Annotated in this window: 17 protein-coding genes; 7 read left to right on the forward strand and 10 right to left on the reverse strand. The window is 67.5% G+C overall.

The window, feature by feature from the left end:
- Positions 1–35: 35 nt before the first annotated feature.
- The 3 genes from APZ15_RS29690 to APZ15_RS29700 form a co-directional block, all read right to left on the reverse strand.
- Positions 36–872, reverse strand: coding sequence for a MerR family transcriptional regulator (locus tag APZ15_RS29690; RefSeq protein WP_027789345.1), 837 nt, complete (start codon positions 870–872; stop codon positions 36–38).
- An 86-nt stretch (positions 873–958) separates the two neighbouring features.
- Positions 959–1,504, reverse strand: coding sequence for a GNAT family N-acetyltransferase (locus APZ15_RS29695; RefSeq protein ID WP_027789344.1), 546 nt, complete (start codon positions 1,502–1,504; stop codon positions 959–961).
- A 133-nt stretch (positions 1,505–1,637) separates the two neighbouring features.
- A complete protein-coding gene (locus APZ15_RS29700) occupies positions 1,638–2,657 on the reverse strand; it encodes an AraC family transcriptional regulator (protein WP_027789343.1) in 1,020 nt (339 codons plus the stop codon).
- A 424-nt stretch (positions 2,658–3,081) separates the two neighbouring features.
- Between APZ15_RS29700 and APZ15_RS29705 the strand changes: the two genes are divergently transcribed.
- Positions 3,082–4,446, forward strand: a complete 1,365-nt coding sequence (locus APZ15_RS29705; RefSeq protein ID WP_027789342.1) for an MFS transporter — start codon at positions 3,082–3,084, stop codon at positions 4,444–4,446.
- 119 nt (positions 4,447–4,565) lie between these two features.
- On the forward strand, positions 4,566–5,651 hold the full coding sequence (locus APZ15_RS29710; protein WP_034195952.1) for a porin: 1,086 nt from the start codon (positions 4,566–4,568) through the stop codon (positions 5,649–5,651).
- A 13-nt stretch (positions 5,652–5,664) separates the two neighbouring features.
- Here APZ15_RS29710 and APZ15_RS29715 read toward each other — a convergent pair whose 3' ends face one another.
- Positions 5,665–6,537 (reverse strand): LysR family transcriptional regulator, encoded by an 873-nt coding sequence (locus APZ15_RS29715; protein WP_049098451.1) that lies wholly within the window; start codon positions 6,535–6,537, stop codon positions 5,665–5,667.
- A 131-nt stretch (positions 6,538–6,668) separates the two neighbouring features.
- Here APZ15_RS29715 and APZ15_RS29720 point away from each other — a divergent pair, with 131 nt between their 5' ends.
- Entirely contained in the window at positions 6,669–7,667 is a 999-nt protein-coding gene (locus APZ15_RS29720) for a quinone oxidoreductase family protein (RefSeq protein WP_027789339.1), read from the forward strand.
- Positions 7,668–7,726: 59 nt separating this feature from the next.
- On the opposite strand, the gene APZ15_RS29725 is transcribed toward APZ15_RS29720, so the two are convergent.
- Entirely contained in the window at positions 7,727–9,241 is a 1,515-nt protein-coding gene (locus APZ15_RS29725; RefSeq protein ID WP_027789338.1) for an MDR family MFS transporter, read from the reverse strand.
- Between the two features lie 241 nt (positions 9,242–9,482).
- On the opposite strand from APZ15_RS29725, the gene APZ15_RS29730 reads away from it, so the two are divergent.
- Positions 9,483–11,042, forward strand: coding sequence for a methyl-accepting chemotaxis protein (locus APZ15_RS29730; RefSeq protein ID WP_027789337.1), 1,560 nt, complete (start codon positions 9,483–9,485; stop codon positions 11,040–11,042).
- A gap of 54 nt (positions 11,043–11,096) precedes the next feature.
- Here APZ15_RS29730 and APZ15_RS29735 read toward each other — a convergent pair whose 3' ends face one another.
- The 3 genes from APZ15_RS29735 to APZ15_RS42340 all read right to left on the reverse strand — a co-directional run bounded on the left by APZ15_RS29735 (position 11,097) and on the right by APZ15_RS42340 (position 12,379).
- Positions 11,097–11,333, reverse strand: coding sequence for a hypothetical protein (locus tag APZ15_RS29735; protein ID WP_034196069.1), 237 nt, complete (start codon positions 11,331–11,333; stop codon positions 11,097–11,099).
- Positions 11,334–11,414: 81 nt separating this feature from the next.
- Positions 11,415–11,858 (reverse strand): hypothetical protein, encoded by a 444-nt coding sequence (locus APZ15_RS29740; RefSeq protein ID WP_027789335.1) that lies wholly within the window; start codon positions 11,856–11,858, stop codon positions 11,415–11,417.
- A gap of 26 nt (positions 11,859–11,884) precedes the next feature.
- Positions 11,885–12,379: a hypothetical protein gene (locus APZ15_RS42340; RefSeq protein WP_226153249.1), complete on the reverse strand. Its 495-nt coding sequence runs from the start codon at positions 12,377–12,379 to the stop codon at positions 11,885–11,887.
- A 177-nt stretch (positions 12,380–12,556) separates the two neighbouring features.
- Here APZ15_RS42340 and APZ15_RS42345 point away from each other — a divergent pair, with 177 nt between their 5' ends.
- A complete protein-coding gene (locus tag APZ15_RS42345; protein ID WP_226153248.1) occupies positions 12,557–12,919 on the forward strand; it encodes a hypothetical protein in 363 nt (120 codons plus the stop codon).
- Here the strand turns inward: APZ15_RS42345 and APZ15_RS29750 are convergent.
- Entirely contained in the window at positions 12,906–14,573 is a 1,668-nt protein-coding gene (locus APZ15_RS29750; protein ID WP_027789333.1) for an ATP-binding domain-containing protein, read from the reverse strand. The genes APZ15_RS42345 and APZ15_RS29750 overlap by 14 nt on opposite strands.
- A gap of 126 nt (positions 14,574–14,699) precedes the next feature.
- Positions 14,700–15,554: a helix-turn-helix domain-containing protein gene (locus APZ15_RS29755; RefSeq protein ID WP_006485970.1), complete on the reverse strand. Its 855-nt coding sequence runs from the start codon at positions 15,552–15,554 to the stop codon at positions 14,700–14,702.
- A 224-nt stretch (positions 15,555–15,778) separates the two neighbouring features.
- Between APZ15_RS29755 and APZ15_RS29760 the strand changes: the two genes are divergently transcribed.
- Together APZ15_RS29760 and APZ15_RS29765 are read left to right on the forward strand one after the other, a co-directional pair.
- Positions 15,779–17,113 carry an NAD(P)/FAD-dependent oxidoreductase gene (locus APZ15_RS29760; protein ID WP_027789332.1) on the forward strand — a complete coding sequence of 445 codons (1,335 nt, stop codon included), beginning with the start codon at positions 15,779–15,781 and terminating at the stop codon, positions 17,111–17,113.
- A gap of 80 nt (positions 17,114–17,193) precedes the next feature.
- Complete coding sequence (locus APZ15_RS29765; protein WP_027789331.1) at positions 17,194–18,288, forward strand: potassium channel family protein; 1,095 nt, start codon at positions 17,194–17,196, stop codon at positions 18,286–18,288.
- Positions 18,289–18,350: the final 62 nt, after the last annotated feature.

Raw genomic sequence — 18,350 nt, forward strand, 5'->3', positions numbered from 1 at the left:
GAAGCATTGCCGATATGAATATGACGGCGGCGCGCCTATGCTTCGTCGTCGTGTTCCGATGCCGGCGTGCCGGACTGCCGTGCGGCCTCGTCGCTGAGCTTTTTGTCGAGGATCGTCGCGACGCGGCCGCCGAGATAGGCGCTCGCGGCGGTTTCCAGCGCGCGGTTCGTCTCGCCTTCGACGAACACGGCCGCGAGCGGGCGCAGGCGCCAGATCGCGTCGACCAGCTCGGGCACGTCGGTGGCGGGCGGCAGCGTGCCGGCGTCGTAGCGGTCGAGCCGCTTCACGACGAGATCGACGAGCAGCCGAGCGATCGCGTCGAAATGCGGTCGCGCGAGGCTGATCACGTCGAGCAACTCGCGCGGCGGGATGCCCTCCTTCGTCATCGCGGCCGCCGCTTCGAGCAGCGCGGGGCTCTTCGCGACGAACGACAGGCCGCGCCGTTCGAGCAGGCCGAGTTCGGTGACGCGTGACAGCTGCGTGGTCGCCTGCGGGCCGAACATCTGCGCGAGCGCGGCGAGCGAATAGGTTTTCGGCAGTTCGTGCGACCAGCGGCCGCCGATCGCGTTTTCGAGGCCGAGGATCGAGCGCAGGTCGTGGCCTTCGTCGATCGCCTTGATCAGGTCCTGGATGTTCGACAGCGTGTAGCCGCGCGCGAGCAGGTGGTTGATCAGCTTCAGGCGCGCGACGTGCGTGTCGTCGTAAATGCCGACGCGGCCGCGCTTTTCCGGCGGCGCGAGCAAGCCGCGATCCTGGTACGCGCGGACATTGCGCACGGTCGTGTCGGACACGCGCGCAAGCTCGTCGACCGTGTACTCGTTGCGGGCGTCCGGCGCGGCCTCGTCGGGTGTGGAATGAGTCTGTTTTGACATGCGGCCATTCTAGCGCGACGTGGCGCGCCAGGGTCCGTTCGCGCGCATGAAGGGCCGGCGCGAGCCGGTCATTCGCATGACCGGACCTATGGCGAGACGGGGAGCGTGTTCGCGCCGTCGCCGAGCGGGCGCTGCAGCAGCGCCGTATCGATCCAGCGGCCGTGCTTGAAACCGGCCGCCTTCAGCATGCCGGCCGGCTCGAAGCCGAACGCGCGATGCAGCGACGTCGAGCCGCCGGTGCCGCCATCGGCGATCACCGCGATCATCTGCCGCCACGGGCCGGCCTCGCAGCGTTCGATCAGCGCCGCGAGCAGCGCGCGGCCGATCCCGCGCCCGCGCTGCGCATCGTCGATGTAGATCGAATCCTCGATCGTGAAGCGGTACGCGCTGCGTGTGCGGTACGGCGTAGCGTACGCGTAGCCGGCCACGCGGCCGTTGCATTCGGCGACGAGGTACGGCAGCCCGTGGCCCAGTACCGCGTCGCGGCGCGCGCGCAGTTCGGCGACGTCGGGCGGCGTTTCCTCGAAGGAGGCGACGCTGTGGTGCACGTGGTGCGCATAGATCGCGTGGATCGCGTCGAGATCGGCTTCGGTCGCGTCGCGGACGACGCAGGCGGCTGGCGAGATGGACATGGCGACGGAGCGACAGGGTGGGGTACGGGAAAACCACTACTATGCGGGCGAATGCCCGGCGCGTAAAGCGGTGGCTGCGGCGATGGCGAGCGGCGGCGACTACGGCGGTAGCCGCGCGTCCGGCGCCGCGGGTTCAGTTCGGCGCCCGCTTCTTCTGCGTGTCGCGCGGCAACTCGTCGAAGCGGGCGAAGTAGTAGGCGGAAAAGCGGCCGAGGTGCCCGAAGCCGAACGTCAGCGCCGTATCGGTGATGCTGGCAGCCGGGTCGGTCAGCAACTGCACGCGCGCGGCGTCCAGCCGGATGTTGCGCAGCAGCTCCATCGGGGTCGCGCCGTGATAGCGGCGACACAGCACGTTCAGCGTCCGCAGGCTGACACCGGCCGCGCGGGCGAGATCCTCGAGCGAGATCGGCGCGCAGAGCCGCGCGTGGATGAATTCGTGCAGCGCATCCATCTGCCGGATGTCGCCGCGCGATCCGGCTTGCGCGGGTGCGCCGCGCGCTTGCAGCGCCGGGCCGGCTTGCACGGCGGCGGGCGACGGCGGGCAATGCACGAGCAGGAACAGCGCGAGGCTTTGTTCGAAGTGGTCGCGCCATTCGGCCCGTATGCCGCCGTCGTCGGCAACGGCGAGCACGTTGAGCAGCGACTGCGCGATCAGATCCCACTGCGACGCAAGCGCCGTCGGCAACAGGAAGCCCGGCGCGAGGCCGGGCGCCGCGTCGTCGGGCCGGCGGCCGCAGACTGCGCGCATCAGCGAATCGGGCACCTTGACGATCAGCTGCCGGGTGCCGGTTCGCCAGCGCAGGCGCACGCGCGACGTCGGTGCCAGCACGGCGGTACGCCCTTCGGACACGCCCATCACGTGCCCGTCGCACTCGATTTCGGCGCCGCCCGCGAGGGACGTGTGGACGAGCGAAAAGCCGTCGAACGGGCGCGGGGCGACTTCGACTTCGGCGCCGTACTGCAGCGCGTAGACGCTCAGGTGATTCAGTTGCCCCTTGAACAGCGCTGCGTCGGGTACGCCCTGCTTCCAGCGCAGCGCATGCTCGGCCAGTTCCAGCGAGACCTGCTCGTGCGCATCCGTGCGCAGGCCGGATCGGAACACGCAATTCCGATACAGCGCGGACAATGCGTCCGCATTCGGGGTGAGGGGCATGGGGCGTCTCCTGCGTGGCGTTTTTCGTGCAGCACATCGGCTGGCCGCGGATGTGCGTCGTGCCACATCGGTTTCTCTTGTGAGCGAGATATCCTGAAACGATGATATTGATCTTTGTCAGGCTTGTCGAAAGTTTCGCAAGAATCGGATAGTCCCGTCCCCGCCGGGGAGAAATCCGGATAGCGCACGGCGTGCGGCACGAGAAAAACGAACCGGATTCGCGAGCGGCCTGCAAATTCCGGATAGTCGAAATCATTGTGGCTTCCTACACTGCGCCGGCAGCCGGACGAACAGCGGCGCATTTCATGTCAATGATTCGTACAACTACTAAGTTGATGGGCCGATCGATCGTACTAGGTCGAATTCGCGTAATGCGACGGCTACCGCCGGGCCCGGGTCCCCTCTGGAAAAGGAAGGAAGCTCCATGCGTCAAATCAACCTGCAGGCGCTCTCGGACGATGCGCGGCTGGGCAAGCTGCACGGCGTCGTGCTGTTCTGGTGCGCGCTGATCATCGTGTTCGACGGTTACGACCTGGCAGTGGCCGGCATCGCGCTGCCGGCGATCATGAACGAGATGGGCGTCAACCCCGCGCAGGCCGGCTTCATGGTCAGCTCGGCGCTGTTCGGCATGATGGTCGGCAACATCGTGTTCGGGACCGTCGCCGAGCGGATCGGGCGCCGCCGGGCCATCGCGGCCTGCCTGACGTTGTTCAGCGTCTTCACCGCGGCGGCCGGGCTGGCGCCGACGCCCGTGCTGTTCGGTGTCGCGCGTTTCCTCGCCGGCATCGGCATCGGCGGCGTCATGCCGAACGTGATCGCCCACATGACCGAATACGCGCCGCGCCGCGTGCGCAATACGCTGGTGACGCTGATGTTCAGCGGCTATTCCGTCGGCGGCATGCTGGCGGCGGTCATGGGCAAGGGGATGATCGACGCCCATGGATGGCAATCGGTGTTCGTCGCCGCGGGCGCGCCGGTGCTGCTCGTTCCGCTGCTCATGAAATGGATGCCGGAATCGCTGCCGTTCCTGATCCGGCACGGCAGGACGGACGAACTCGCGCGCATCGCGCAGCGGCTCGATCCCGCCTATCGGCACCAACCGGGCGACTGCTATGTCGTTCCGCGCGCCGACCACACGGGCAACGCGCCGGTCCGGCAGCTGTTCGACGACGGCCGCGGGTTCAGCACGGTCATGTTCTGGATCGCGTGCTTCATGTGCCTGTTCATGGTGTACGCGCTCAGTTCGTGGTTGACGCGGCTGATGGCGGGCGCCGGCTACAGCCTCGGCTCGGCGTTGACGTTCGTGCTGGTGCTGAACGCCGGCGCGATGGCCGGCGCGATCGGCGGAGGCTGGCTGGCCGACCGCCTGCCGATCAAGACGGTGCTCGTGTCGATGTACCTCCTTGCCGCCGTGTCGATCACGCTGCTCGGCTACCCGATGCCGACCGCGCTGCTGTTCGTGCTGGTCGGCCTCGCGGGTGCGTCGACGATCGGCACGCAGATCGTCAACTGCGCGTACGCGGGGCAGTTCTACCCGATGGCGATCCGTTCGACCGGCATCGGCTGGACGTTGGGTGTGGGCCGCAGCGGCGCGATCCTGGCGCCGATCGTCATCGGCGTGCTGGTCGGCATCGATTTGCCGTTGGCACAGAACTTCATGGCGATCGGGCTGCCCGCGCTGGTGGCGGCCGTCGCGGTCGGCTTGATCGATCAGCGTCGCTCGGCGTCGCGCCACGGCCCGGCGGTTTCGGCCGCCGAACGGCACGTGTCGTCCGCCGGGCAGTCCTGAACGGTTTATCCGCGGCGCCGGCGCGCGGCCGCCTGCCGATCGCGCACGGCGACGCCGCGGCCCGCATCCTGTGAAGGGGAAAGTCAGTCATGCATCTCGATTCAAGAGCGTCGAAGGCGATGCTGAGATGGAGTGTGTTCGCGTCGTCGCTGACCGCGACGACGGGCACCGTACAGGCGCAGGGCAGTGTGACGCTGTACGGCATCGTCGACACCGGCATTTCGTACTACAACCATGCGGCGCAGGGCGGATCGGCGGTAGGCATGCCGCATCTGACCGGCGAATTGCCGTCGCGGTGGGGCGTGAAGGGTATCGAAGACCTGGGGGGCGGCAACCGCGCGTTTTTCGTGCTGGAGAACGGCTTTCAGCCCGGCACCGGTCGGCTCAACTACGGCGGGCGACTGTTCGGCCGGCAGGCGAACGCGGGACTGAGCAGCGCATACGGAACGCTCACGCTCGGCAGGCAAATGAACATGACGGCCCATGCGCTGGCCAACGCCGACGTGATCGGGCCGTCCATTCATTCGCCGAGCAACTTCGACGCCTATCTGCCGAATGCGCGCAGCGACAACGCGATCGGTTACCTGGGCAAGTTCCGCGGGCTCACGATCGGCGGCACCTACAGCTTCGGCCGCGATGCCGCCGGGCCGGCCGGGCCTTCCGCGACCGGCTGCGCGGGGCAGGTGCCGGGCAATCCGCTCGCGTGCCGGCAATATACGGCGCTGGTCGCTTACGACGTGGCGCGCTTTGGCGTCGCGGTGTCCTACGACGTGAAGCACGGCGGGGCGGGCGCATCGGCGCCGCTCGACAGCAGCGCCCATACGAGCACGCACGGCGTCGTCGGCGGCTACGCGGTGATGGGGCGCGCGAAGCTCGGTGCGGGATGGATCAGGAACAACGTCGCGGCGGCCGGCCATTTGCAGACCGATATTGTCTTCGCGGGCGTTGCCTATGCGCTGACGCCTGCGGTCACGTTCGATGCGCAAGGCACGCGTTATCTGCAACGCGGGCCCGCGAGCAATGCGAACGCGACGTTGCTGGCCGGGCGCGCCAACCATCAGCTGTCCAAGCGGACGCGCGTCTATACGTCGGTCGGCTACATGCTGAACAGCGCGAGCGCAGGCAAGGCGGTCGCCGCCGGTGGCACGGTCGAAACGGGGCAGAGCCAACTGGGGATCATGGCCGGGCTACAGCAGCGGTTCTGACGAGGCCGGGGCGTCAGAGCCGCCCATCCGCCGTGCGAACCGCCTCGGCGATCGCATCCGCGACACGCTGTACGCGCGGCGAGCGGCGCACGTCCGGGTGGACGACGAGCCAGATTTCGCGCTCGATATCGCAACGCGGCGCGGCGGTCAGTTCGACGAGCGGCGCACCGGCTTGCGCGGCCGGATCGTCGACGAGAAAGCGCGGCAGCAGCGCGACGCCGGCGCCCGCCGCGCACGCGCGATGCTGCGCGGCGAGGTCGTTCGCGATGAACGCGAAACGGCGCCCGGCCGCGAAACGCTCGAGCCACTGCTGCTGCGGCGTTTGCGCGAGCGCATCGTCGTAGCCGACGAACGGCCAGGTGTCGGGCGGCGCGCTCGCCCATTCCGGCGACGCGCACAGCGCGAAGCGCATCGTGCCGAGCCGCCGCGCCGCGAGCCCCGGCTCGGTCGGCCGCGACAGCCGCACCGCGAGATCGGCTTCGCGCGCGTACAGGTTCGCCGCGTGCATCTCGCCCATCAGGTCGATCCGCAGCGCCGGCCATGCGTGCTGCGCGCGGGCCAGGCGCGGCGCGAGGAAATGGCTGGCGAACACCGGCGACGCCGATACGCGTACCACGCCGTCGAGTGCAGCCGCACCCTGGGCGGCGCGCGCGAACGCATGCGCGTCCGCTTCGAGGCGTGCGGCGTGCTCGGCAAGGTGCAGCCCTTCGTCGGTGGGCGGCCAGCCGCGCGGCAGCCGGTCGAACAGCCGGATGCCGAGCGCGGATTCCAGCGCGTCGATGCGGCGCGCGACCGTCGAATGCTGAACCTGCAGCGTCCGCGCGGCCGCCGACAGGCTGCCGCCGCGCATCACCGCGAGGAAGTAGCGGATGTCGTCCCAGCTCATCGGCGGCGCGGCCGCGGGTGTGGATGCTTGATCGGTCGAATTTTGCACAGTAGATGGGCGATCAACGGGAATTTCGATCGATTATGCCCGATGGGATGATCGTGTCACTTCATTCGATTGCGAGGAACGTCATGACCCAAACCACGACCGCCATCCGGATCGGGATCGACCGCTACGGCGACGCCGGCGTGCTGCGCCGCGTCGATGCACCCGTCGCGCCGCCCGATGCCGGCGAGGTACGGATTCGCCAGACCGCGATCGGCGTGAATTTCGTCGACATCTATTTCAGGACGGGCGCGCATGCGTTGCCCGCGCTGCCGGACGCGCTCGGCGTCGAGGCGGCGGGTGTGATCGATGCGGTCGGGCCGGGCGTGACGGATCTCGTCCCCGGCCAGCGCGTCGCGTATGCGGGCATGCCGACCGGCAGCTATGCGAGCCTGCGCACGATGCCGGCCGAGCGCGTGGTGCCGATCCCCGACGGCTTGAGCGATGACGCAGCGGCCGCCGGGCTGCTGAAAGGGATCACCGTTTACATGCTGATGCATCGCGTCCGGCAGGTCGACGCGGGCGACACGGTGCTCGTGCACGCTGCCGCCGGCGGTGTAGGACTGCTGGCGACGCAATGGGCGCGTGCGCTCGGCGCGCGGGTGATCGGCACGGTCGGGTCGGCCGCGAAAGCCGCGCTCGTGCGCACGCATGGCGCCGAGGCGGTCGTCGATTATCGCGAGGAGGATTTCGTCGCGGCGGCGCGCGCGTTCGGCGGCGGCACCGGGGTCGATTACGCGATCGACGGGATCGGCGGCGACGTGCTGACGCGCACGCTCGGTGCAGTCCGTCCGTTCGGGATGGTCGCGAGCATCGGGCAGGTGGCCGCGATCGGCGCACGGCACACGTTCGATCTCGACGAACTGGGGCCGGCGCGCTCGATCGCGCTGGCGCGGCCGAGCGTGCTCGGCTTCATCGCGCGCGACGTCGACGGTTACCGGGAGGCTGCGCGCGCGACACTCGAACGGCTGGCGAGCGGGATGCACGTGGAGATCGGCGCGCGGCTGCCGCTCGAACAGGCGGCCGATGCGCACCGGCTGCTGGAGTCGCGCGCGACGACGGGCGGGGTCGTGCTGGTGCCGTAACGGCGGGTGGCGGCGAATCGCGAGGCGGCCCGGCGGCCGCATCGCGGTTCACCGGCAAGTCAGTTGTGCTTGCGCAACGGCGCATCCTCGACGAACCACGCGAGCACGAACGCGATCGCGATGACCGTCGCCGCCGCGAGATAGACGACGTGCAGCGAACCGGCGAACGCATGCAGGTACGCGTCGCGCACGGCATCCGGCAACTGCTGCACGGCGGCCGGGCCGAGCGCAGGCGGCAGCTCCGTGCCGGCCGGCAGCGCGGCCATCACCCGCGACTGCAGCCCGTGCGAGAACAGCGCGCCGAACGCCGCGACGCCGAGCGAGCCGCCGATCGAGCGGAACAGCGTCGCCCCCGACGTCGCGACGCCCATGTGCCGGAATTCGACCGTGTTCTGCACGGCGAGCGTGAGCACGGGCATCACCATGCCGAGCCCGATCCCGAGCAGCGCCATGTACGCATACATCGTGTGCAGCGGCGTATCGAGCGTCAGTGTGGACAGCAGCGCCATCGCGATGCCGCCGGTCAGCGTGCCCAGGATCGGAAACATCCGGTACGAGCCGAGCCGCGAGATCAACCGGCCGCTGACGACCGACGTCACGAGCATCCCGCCCATCATCGGCAACAGCTGCATCCCGGCCTGCGACGGTGTCGAACCCTTCACGACCTGCAGGTAAAGCGGAATGAACGTGACCGAGCCGAACAGCGCGATGCCGACGACGAAGCCGATCAGGCTGACCAGCACGAAGGTGCGATGGCGGAACAGTTCGAGCGGCATGATCGGCTCGGCCGCGAGCCGTTCTTCGTAAATGAAGCCGCCGATCGCGACGACGCCGAGCACGAGCGTCATCCACAGCTGCGGCGACGTCCACGGCAGCAGCGAGCCGCCTTCGCTCGTGAACAGGATCACGCAGGTGAGGGCGGTGGCGAGGAACGCGGCGCCCATGTAGTCGATCCGGTGCTTCACGTGCGCGGTGTGCGGCCGGAACGCGACGCCGATCACCGCGAGCGCGAGAAAGCCGAGCGGCAGGTTGATCGTGAAGATCCAGCGCCACGACAGGTGCTCGACCAGGAAGCCGCCGAGCAGCGGGCCGACGATCGTCGCGAGGCCGTACACGCCGCCGAACATCCCCTGATAGCGCGCGCGGCGATCGGGCGGCACCAGATCGCCGATCGCGGCCATCGTCACGACCATCAGGCCGCCGCCGCCGAGCCCCTGCAGCGCACGCAGCACGATCAGCTGCGTCATGTCCTGCGCGACGCCGCACAGCGCGGAGCCGGCGAGGAACAGCACGATCGCGGCCTGCAGCACGATCTTGCGGCCGTACAGGTCGCCGAGCTTGCCGTACAACGGCAGCACGACGGTGGACGACAGCAGGTACGCGGTAACGACCCACGACAACTGGTCGAGCCCGCCGAGCTCGCCGACGATCGTCGGCAGCGCGGTCGACACGATCGTCTGGTCGAGCGCGGACAGCAGCATGACGAGCAGCAGCGCGGCGACGATCAGCCCGGCCGGCGCGTCGCGGCGGGCCGTTTCGGCGGCCGGCGGAGTGAGGAGGGTGTCGGTAGTCATCGATATATCTGCCATGGCAGGGAATTGGCTCGAACTATAGCGATGGATAGTTGACCAGTCAATTTCTGACCGGGCTCGATTTGTTGCAACGGTAACAGTAGATTGCCGACGATTGCCGACGCGAAAAATTGACCGGGATCAGCCGGAAAGCGGGGCTGGACTCAAGTTTTTTGCAGGCAAACCGTAATACAGCGTGCTGCGGACCGATTTCCGTGGCACTTTTCACCGCTCACGTCCCGTCATGAACCTGAACGCCCTGTTTTCCCGTTTCTCGATCCGCACGCGGATCTTCTCCACGCTCGGCCTTGTCGCCGTGCTGCTCGTCGTGTCGGGGCTGATCGGCCTCGCCGGCATGCAGAGCTCGAACCGCGCGCTCGACGAGGCCTATACGCAGCAGCTGGCGGCGAAGACCGCGCTGTCGACGGCCAGTCTCAACCTGACGATCGTGCGCACGACGCTCGACCGCGCGCTGCTGCACCCGGAAGCGCCGGACGTGCCCGATCTCGTCAAGAAGGCCGAGAGTTATCTCGCGAAGGCCGACACCGCGTGGCGCGCCTACGCGTCGATGCCGCACGACGGCGACGAAGGCCCGCTCGCGAGCCGCCTCGATGCCGCGCGCCAGGCGCTGATCGGGCAGGCGCTGAGGCCGATGATCGACGCGGTCCGCGACGGCCGCGGCGACGAGGCCGACCGGCTGCTGATGTCGGTCGCGCCGCCGCTGTCGGTTGCGCTCACGCAGGCGACCGATGCGCTCGATGCGTACCAGGGCGCACGCGGCAAGGAGGTGTACGACACCGCGCAGACCTACTACGGCTGGATGCGTGCGGGCGCGATCGCGGGTATCGCGTTCGGCCTGGCCGCGTGCCTCGGCTGCGCGATCGGCCTGCATTACGCGATCACGCAGCCGGTGAACCGCCTGCTGTCGCATTTCCGCCGCCTGTCGGAAGGCGACCTGACGTCGGAAGTGCGCTGGTCGTCGCGCGACGAGATGGCCGAACTGGTCAACGGCGTGACCGGCATGCAGCGCAGCCTCGCGGACACCGTGCGCCAGGTCAGCCAGGGTTCCGAGGCGATTTCGACGGCGACGCACCAGATCGCGGCCGGCAACACCGACCTGTCGCAGCGTACCGAGGAACAGGCGTCCGCATTGCAGGAGACGGCCGCGAGCATGGAGCAGCTCACCGCGACCGTGAAGCAGAACGCGGACAACGCGGTGGAGGCGCAGGCCTGCGCGGACACCGCGAGCGAGATCGCCACGCGCGGCGCGACCGTGGTCGGCGAGGTGATCGGCACGATGAACGAGATCGACCAGAGCTCGCAGAAGGTTGCCGACATCATCGGCACGATCGAGGGGATCGCGTTCCAGACCAACATCCTCGCGCTGAATGCGGCGGTCGAAGCCGCGCGTGCCGGCGAGCAGGGCCGCGGCTTCGCGGTGGTCGCGGGCGAGGTGCGCACGCTTGCGCAACGCTCGGCGTCGGCGGCGAAGGAAATCCGCACGCTGATCGGCGAATCGGTCGAGCGCGTCGCGAACGGCTCGCGGCTCGTCGGCGTGGCCGGTACGACGATGCAGGACATCCAGCAGGCGATCGGCCGCGTGACGGGCATCATGACGGAGATCGCGGCCGCGTCGAACGAGCAGCGCGACGGGATCGAGCAGGTGAACCGCGCGGTGTCGCAGATGGACCAGGTCTCGCAGCAGAACGCGGCGCTCGTCGAGCAGGCTGCGGCTGCGGCGGCTTCGCTGGAGGAACAGGCGGACGGGTTGCGGCGCGCGGTGGGGGCGTTCCGGGTGGCGTGATCGACGGCGTGGCGTGGTGGCGGGTTTGTCGGTTGACGTAACCCGTCTCGCGGATCAGTCCGTGTGCTCGCGGATGATCCGGTCGAGCAGATCGGGGATGTCGGAAGGTGCCTCTGAACCCGTGAACGTACACACTTCGATGTGCCCGTCACGAAATACGTCTACTTCGACGCGCATTGCGACTATCGTCATCGAGACCAGCACGCTGTCCGGTCGGTTGCGGCTCAACGTGTAATGGATCTTCGCGGTATCGAGGCGGTCGAGCAGGTTGAATAGCGGATGTGTGGTCATGACCCGAAGGATTGTTTGCTGAACACGTGCCCTTGCGTGATCGCCCAAGTAGTTCGCTTGCCACTTCATGCCGCCGCAAGTTCAAACGCCCGGGGCCAGGCTCAACCCGATCGCCTCGCACAGCACGGCGACTTCCGCGCCGCATGAAGGCTCGAGCACGAACAACGCCTTGCGATTCGCGTCGAGATCGGCCAGATATCGATCGAGCAGCGCCTCGTCGACGCTTGCTGCTTCGAAATCTTCCCGGCTGTGCATCCACTTCAGCCACTCGCATACGTCGGCCGCCGAAAACGCGTATGCGGGGGATATCAGAAGGCGTGACACGACGTTCTGTTCCGCAAAATCGATTACGCGTTGGGAGATGACGCCGGTGAAGCGAAACGCGCCGACTCTTCCGTCGATTCGACGAAACCGAAGCCGCAATTCCTGATCAGTTGGACGATGGTCAATGGTGACGAGTTCGGCATCGTGAAAGGTCGGCATGTCGTCGAGCCCGATCACGCTTTGGTAAGTCACGTTTCCCATGAATGAAATGAAATCCCGGTTCAAGGTTACGGAAGAATGGTTAACGGTACACCCGGTCCCCGGCGCAATCTCCCGCTAAATGGGTCAATCGCCCAGTTATGCGCGTGAGGAATGCCTTGGCCATGATCGTGGTCGAAATCGATGTCGACCGCGGGGCGGCCATCCTGCCCGTACAGGCGCATCTGTCCGCTGCCTGGGTTCGTGTACCAGGTACCGGGTTTTCCGGCGTTCGGCGTCTTGGCAATTTCAAGAATGTCGTTGCCGGGCGAGAGTTCCAAATACTCGAACGGCTGCGCGTTGTCGAGTAGCGTGGACGTGAGGCAATCGCCTGCCTGCCGGGTTGCTCCTTCAGACCAGTGCTCCACGACGCTTTGGAGATAGCTGACGAGTTCGTCCGCGCTCACGTCGCTCGGCGTGGCCCAACTGCGCGCCGTGATCGGCTCGCAAGATGACGGCGGCCTATTGATGGGTTTGATGCTTTCCAGATTGGAGAACGGCGTGAACGACGGTCCGGCCGCCATAACCCTTCGGGCGACTGGCTTTCCGGTTCCGCCGCTCGCGCCCGATTGCGTAGCTGTTCGCTCGATTGCAACGGAAACTCCTCCCCCTCGTATGGCCGAGCGAAGTAGCGCAACAGCGTCGCCGGCCGCGCCATACGACGCACGAAGCCCAAGCCGTCGAATGTAGTCCGACGCTCTATGGGTTTCGTTCCCGACACTTGCGATCGGCCAGATCCGCAAGAACTCGTCTGCATCTCGTCTCTGCTGGAGCGTCAACGCGCCCGAAGAAACGGAATTGTCCAAGGTGGCGTGCCTGCCGAAACCCAAAGCGATTTTCACTGCAGCCATCGATCGACGCCTTTCAAATGCCATACGGAATGGCCTGGCATCGTAGCGGCGGACCGCAAGCGGATGAACCATCAGGTGTCGCAGGAATCGGGCACAAGGCCGGCGGATCAGGGCTTTGGGCAGAATGAAATGTGCCCGACTGTGTCAGCGGGCATCATGGCGAACAACGTCGTCAAGTCGGACGAACCGCGCTACCTGGTCACCCTGCCGTGAGTTGCGCGGCCGCACGCGACGACGCGACGATCAGCAGTTTCATCGTCGCGCGCGTCGCACCGACGAACAGCTTGCGCGCGGCACGCGCGTCGAGCGTGTCGAAGTCGACCTCGGTGAGGATCACGCACGGCGCCGACTGGCCCTTGAAGCGGTAGATCGAATCGAGCAGCACGTCGCCTTCGCGATATTCCGGGTTGCCGAACAGGTCGTACTTGCCGGTGAAACTCTTGAGCCGGTGCGGGCCGAGCTGGTCGAGCGGCGCGAGCACCGAGCCTTCGCGGCCGCGATACGACAGCACCGCGATGTCCTGCTTGCGAAAGCCAAGCGACAGCGCGTGCGTGATCGCCCGCTTGGTCGCGTCGACGCAGGCTTCGGCCAACGCGTCTTGCGACGCACCTTCTTCCCCGTACGCCGACACCGACGGATCCGAACCGTCGAACGGGCTGCCCGAGCGCAGCTCGGCCGCGAGCGGCTCGACCCTGCCGACGATGTCGCGCACGAATTCGAGCAGGTCGCGCGGGCTCCGGTAGTTCGTGAGCGCTTTCAGCGTGACCCAGCCCGGCAGCGCGACGGGCTCGCGCATGTACAGGTTCTGTAGCGGATCTTCCAGCCACCACCATGCGCCGTCCGGCACCAGCAGGCGTTCCAGCGCGGCCGCCCACGGCGCGTGGAAATCCTGCCCTTCGTCGACGACCAGCACGTCGAAGCGCCAGCGTTCGGAAATGGGCGTTTGCGCGAAGCGTGCCTCGAGCCGTTCGAATTCGCCGGGCACCTGGAAGTCCGGCGTATAACCGCCGTCGCGCGCGACCCAGTCGCACAGCTGGTGGTAATTCGCGATCTTCGCGCCGGGCGGCGCGATGCGCGTGATGTAGTCGGCGAGCGGCCGGTTGAAACACACATAGAGCACGCGCTTGCCGGCCGCGACGGCATCGCGCATTGCCTGCACCGCGAGCTGCGTCTTGCCCGAGCCGGCCGTGCCGGTGACGCGCAGCCGGAACGGCGCGAATTCGAGCTGGCGCGCCCATGCGGCGAGCCCGCCCGACAGCCGCGTGACAAGCGTGCCGGCCTGCCCGACGAGCGCGCTCGTATCGGGCGTGAGCGCGAGCTCGTCCGCGAGGAAATGGTGGAGTTTCGGCGCGTTCGGAAAGTGCTCGTCGTCCTCGGGCAGGATTCGCAGGATCACCTGTGCGAGCTGCGCCTTGCGCGACGCATCGACGATGCGGTCGGCCGCGACGCCGGCGATCGACGCGTCGCGGATCGAGTAGTCGGGGCAGTACAGCAGCGCCTCGACGCCGTAGACACCCGCGCCGAGCGCGGCCGTCAGGCGCCGATGCAGCGTTTCCTGCGTGCGCGCGAGCTGGATCGGGACGTTGCGTTCCTTCTGCAGATAGACCTTCACGAGCCCCTTCGGCGTTTCACGCAGGAAGCCGGCTTTCTGCTCGATCAGCAGCACGCGGCCGGCCGGGCTCACGACGACGAACGCGGCCTCGCCGAACACCGAGAACGCCTGGTCGGCGCGCGTCCAGTGCACGCCGTGATACACGGTGTAGCCGTCGGGCAGCGCGTGTTCGAGGGCGGCGAGCGTTTCGCGCTCGCGTTCGGCCGCGCCGGTCGCGGCGAGGCTTTTCCAGTCGTCGGGGAAGAGGCGGGCCATGGCGTCGGGCGGCGGATGCCGGCGTGGGCGTGAACGGGTGCGGCTATTGTACTGATCCACGACCCTGTTCACGACCGCTGTGCCGCGCGGACGATGGCCGTCCGGACGGGGAACGGCCCGCGGACGTTACCCGCGTGCGAGCCGTTTCGCGAGATCGGCGCTGAGGATCGCCATGCGCGCGGGTTTTTCGTAACAGACGACGTCGAACGCGCGGATCACTTCGCTGATGTCGGCCTCGCTCGCGCGGCCGGTGAGCAGGTCGCCCGTCAGCACGAAGATCGGCGCGCCCGGGTTGTCGGACGTGCGCACGGCCTTGATCGCGGTGGCGGCCGTGCTGTCGTCGAACAGCCATTCGGTCAGGACCGCGTCGAACGCCTGGCCCTGCAGCGCGTCGACGAACGGCGCGAGGCCGTCGAATGCGGCCGTCGCGAAACCCTGGCGTTCGAGATAGCGGCACAGCTCGGTCGCGCTGACGCGATCGGGGTCGATCACCGCGACGACGAGCTTGTCGCTCTCCGCGCGGCGCGGATAGATCTCGATCTTGTGCACGTCGTACGCGTTCTGGTACAGCACGCCGGTGTGGCGCAGCACGCGCCAGCGGCCGTTCTGTTCGTACGCGACGAATTCGGGGCGCGCGCCGGCTTCGAGCGGCGCGCCGATCCATGCGGTGCACGGAATCTCGGCGACGCCCGCATAAAGTACGGCCTCCTGCGAATAGGCGCCGACCATGCCGGGGTCGAGCGTTTGCGCGCCGAACAGCTGGGCGGCGGGTTCGCCGTATGCTTCGGCGACTTTCTTGATCTGCGCGAGCGTCCAGGGGCTGCTGCCGCGCAGCTTACGATGGCCTTGCGAAAAGCTCAGGTCGAGGATGCGGCATAGCTCGGTGGTCTGCTGGCGCTTGCCGATGCCGTTGCGGGTCATCAGCTCGCGCACGCGCTCGGCAACCGCGAGGGAATCCGTGGTGATTGCTTCAGTGGTCATGCTACGGGAACGGATCGTGACGTTCAGAACGACGCCTTGCGGCAGTCTCGGCGGACAGTCTTCGTGACGTCCAGGGGCGAGCCGACCGGCCACGCGCGGAAAAGATAACTTTACCGCAAAATGGTCGTTATTCAGCGTCGTGAAAGGTGCGTTTGTGTGAAAGGTGTGTCACGACGTTACCACCGCCGCCCGTATCCGGATGCATTAACCCCTGACAGGAAACAATGACGACCACCTATCCGCTGCACGATGCCCTGACCCTTGGCGATACGCCATTCCCGGCCGACGCCGACGTCGTGATCGCCGGTGCCGGCATCATGGGCTGCGCAGCCGCGTATTACCTGGGTCTGCGCGGCCTGAAGGCCGTCGTGCTCGACAAGTCGCGAATCGCCGGGCAGCAGTCGACACGGGCGTGGGGCTTCGTGCGGCAGCAGGGCCGGGAAGCTGCCGAGGTGCCGCTGATGATGGCCGGCATGCGGATCTGGGAAACGTTAGAGGAAACCCTCGGTTTCGATCTCGAATGGCGGCAGGGCGGCTGTCTTTATATTGCGGACAACGAAACGGACTGGGCGTCGTTCAACGCGTGGCTCGCGGTCGCGCGCGAGCACGGACTCGACACGCGCACGCTGACGCGCGCGCAGATCGACGAGCGCGTCAGCGGCCTTTCGCCGCAGGCACGCACGCTCGGCGGGCTGTATACCGCGACTGACGGGCAGGCCGAGCCGCGCCGGGTGGCTGCCGCGTTCGCCGCGCGTGCCGTCGAGGCCGGCGCGCGCTTCTTCGAAGGCTGCGGCGTGACCGCGATCGAGACAGCCGGCGGCGCGGTGGTCGGCGTCGTGACCGAGCGCGGCACGATTCGCACGCGGCGCGTGATCTGCGCGGCGGGCGCGACCAGCTTCCGGCTGCTCGACGGCGTCGGCATCCGGCTGCCGCAGCAGGCCGTCCGCGGCACCTGCATGCGCACCAATGTGGTGCCGCCGGTGTCGGCGTCGACGGTGTGGGGGCACGGCCTCGGCATCCGGCAGCGCAAGAACGGCGCGATCAATCTCGCCGACGACATGCAGGTCGACGTCGACCTGACGCTCGGCCACCTGCGCGGGTTGAGCCTGTTCTGGCCGGAGTTCTGGTCGCAGCGCGACAAATTCCGGCTGCACGTGAACGGGGCTGCCTGGCGCGATGCGCTTGCGCGCATCAACGGTGCGACCGGGCCGATCGAGCCGCGCGATCCGCAGCCGCAGCCGAATCGCGCGCATGCGCCGCGTGCACTCGCGAAACTCAAGACGATCTTTCCCGCGCTGAAGGACGCGCAGATCGTCGAGGCCTGGGCCGGCCTGATCGACGTGCTGCCCGACGGCATTCCGGTGATCGACGCGCCGGGCACGCCGTCCGGGCTCGCGATTGCGACGGGGTTCTGCGGCCACGGTTTCGCGATGGGGCCGATCGTCGGGCGGCTGCTTGCCGAATGGATCGACACCGGCGCGCCGTCGCTCGACCTGTCGGCATTTCGCGCGCAGCGTTTTGTCGACGGGACGATGGTGCGGCCGCGCAGCATGTTGTAGCGGACGAAGATGTGATGACGTCGGCCGGTCGCGGCCGACCCATCGTAGAATCGAGCCCGCATCCTTCAGGAGATTCCCCGTTGGCATCGCCCTCCGCCCAGCGCCGCTCGTTGCGCTCACGCCTGCGCCGCGCGCGCAACCCGTGGCAGGCGCCGCGCGCGCGCACGCTGTTCACGCGTCGCGCGACGTCGCCGCGCCGCACACTGTTGTTCCGTCTCGGCGCGGTCGCGCTGCTGTGCACGCTCGCGTTCCTCGTGCTGTATCTCGATCGCGACGGATTGCGCGATTCGACCAAGAGCACGCCGATGACCGTCGCCGATCTCGTGTACTTCACGATGGTCACGGTCGCGACGGTCGGCTACGGCGACATCGTGCCCGTCACCGCACGGGCGCGTCTCATCGATGCGTTCTTCATCGTGCCGATCCGCATCGTCATCTGGTTCATTTTCCTGGGCACGGCCTATCAGTTCGTGATCCAGCGCGTCGTCGAGGAATTCCGCATGAAACGCCTGCAAAAGCAATTGTCCGATCACATCGTCGTATGCGGTTATGGCCTGTCGGGCTCGATCGCGGTGCGCGAATTGCTCGAGAGCGGCGTCGATCCGGCGACGGTCATCGTGATCGATTCGCAGCAGCAGGCGCTCGAGGCCGCGACGTCGCTCGGCGTGACCGGGCTGCTCGGCGATCCCGCGCACGAGGATCTGCTGCAGCAGGCGCAGGTGCGTTCGGCGAAGGCGGTGATCATTTCGGTGACCGACGATCCGACCGCGATCCTGCTGACGCTGTCGGTGCGCAGCATCGCGCCCGATACGAAGATCGTCGTTCGGATCCAGGAGAACCTGTACCAGCGGCAACTGCGGCAGGCGGGCGCCGACGTGATCGTGTCGTCGACGAAGATCGGCGCGCTGCTGCTCGCGGACGCCGTGCATAGCCGCTATATCGTGCCGTTCGTGAACGACATGCTGTCGACGCGCGGACGCGCGACGCTGCTGGAGCGCGAGGCGATGCCGCAAGAGGTCGGCTGCATGACGAACGTCGTGCCGGGTGCGATCGTCGTCGGGCTCGATCGGTGCGGGAAGATTTTTTCGTTCTACGAGGACCCGCCTTGCAGGATCGAGGCAGGGGACACGCTGGTTGTGATTCAGTCGGCGCGGATTCCGGATCCGGATGTTTGATGCTTGGTTGTTCTTATAAAACCAATTAGTTCAATGATTTATGGCTGATTTCCATTGAACAA

This window comes from Burkholderia cepacia ATCC 25416 (assembly GCF_001411495.1).
Classification (GTDB): domain Bacteria; phylum Pseudomonadota; class Gammaproteobacteria; order Burkholderiales; family Burkholderiaceae; genus Burkholderia; species Burkholderia cepacia.

Bases quoted from the DNA above. Each gene is read 5' to 3' on its own strand.
- APZ15_RS29755 (WP_006485970.1), bottom strand. From the start codon at position 15,554: ATGACCACTGAAGCAATCACCACGGATTCCCTCGCGGTTGCCGAGCGC.
- APZ15_RS29695 (WP_027789344.1), bottom strand. From the start codon at position 1,504: ATGTCCATCTCGCCAGCCGCCTGCGTCGTCCGCGACGCGACCGAAGCC.
- APZ15_RS29690 (WP_027789345.1), bottom strand. From the start codon at position 872: ATGTCAAAACAGACTCATTCCACACCCGACGAGGCCGCGCCGGACGCC.
- APZ15_RS42345 (WP_226153248.1), top strand. From the start codon at position 12,557: ATGGGTTTCGTTCCCGACACTTGCGATCGGCCAGATCCGCAAGAACTC.
- APZ15_RS29750 (WP_027789333.1), bottom strand. From the start codon at position 14,573: ATGGCCCGCCTCTTCCCCGACGACTGGAAAAGCCTCGCCGCGACCGGC.
- APZ15_RS29700 (WP_027789343.1), bottom strand. From the start codon at position 2,657: ATGCCCCTCACCCCGAATGCGGACGCATTGTCCGCGCTGTATCGGAAT.
- APZ15_RS29715 (WP_049098451.1), bottom strand. From the start codon at position 6,537: ATGAGCTGGGACGACATCCGCTACTTCCTCGCGGTGATGCGCGGCGGC.
- APZ15_RS29760 (WP_027789332.1), top strand. From the start codon at position 15,779: ATGACGACCACCTATCCGCTGCACGATGCCCTGACCCTTGGCGATACG.
- APZ15_RS42340 (WP_226153249.1), bottom strand. From the start codon at position 12,379: ATGGCGGCCGGACCGTCGTTCACGCCGTTCTCCAATCTGGAAAGCATC.
- APZ15_RS29730 (WP_027789337.1), top strand. From the start codon at position 9,483: ATGAACCTGAACGCCCTGTTTTCCCGTTTCTCGATCCGCACGCGGATC.
- APZ15_RS29725 (WP_027789338.1), bottom strand. From the start codon at position 9,241: ATGACTACCGACACCCTCCTCACTCCGCCGGCCGCCGAAACGGCCCGC.
- APZ15_RS29735 (WP_034196069.1), bottom strand. From the start codon at position 11,333: ATGACCACACATCCGCTATTCAACCTGCTCGACCGCCTCGATACCGCG.
- APZ15_RS29705 (WP_027789342.1), top strand. From the start codon at position 3,082: ATGCGTCAAATCAACCTGCAGGCGCTCTCGGACGATGCGCGGCTGGGC.
- APZ15_RS29740 (WP_027789335.1), bottom strand. From the start codon at position 11,858: ATGGGAAACGTGACTTACCAAAGCGTGATCGGGCTCGACGACATGCCG.
- APZ15_RS29720 (WP_027789339.1), top strand. From the start codon at position 6,669: ATGACCCAAACCACGACCGCCATCCGGATCGGGATCGACCGCTACGGC.
- APZ15_RS29710 (WP_034195952.1), top strand. From the start codon at position 4,566: ATGCTGAGATGGAGTGTGTTCGCGTCGTCGCTGACCGCGACGACGGGC.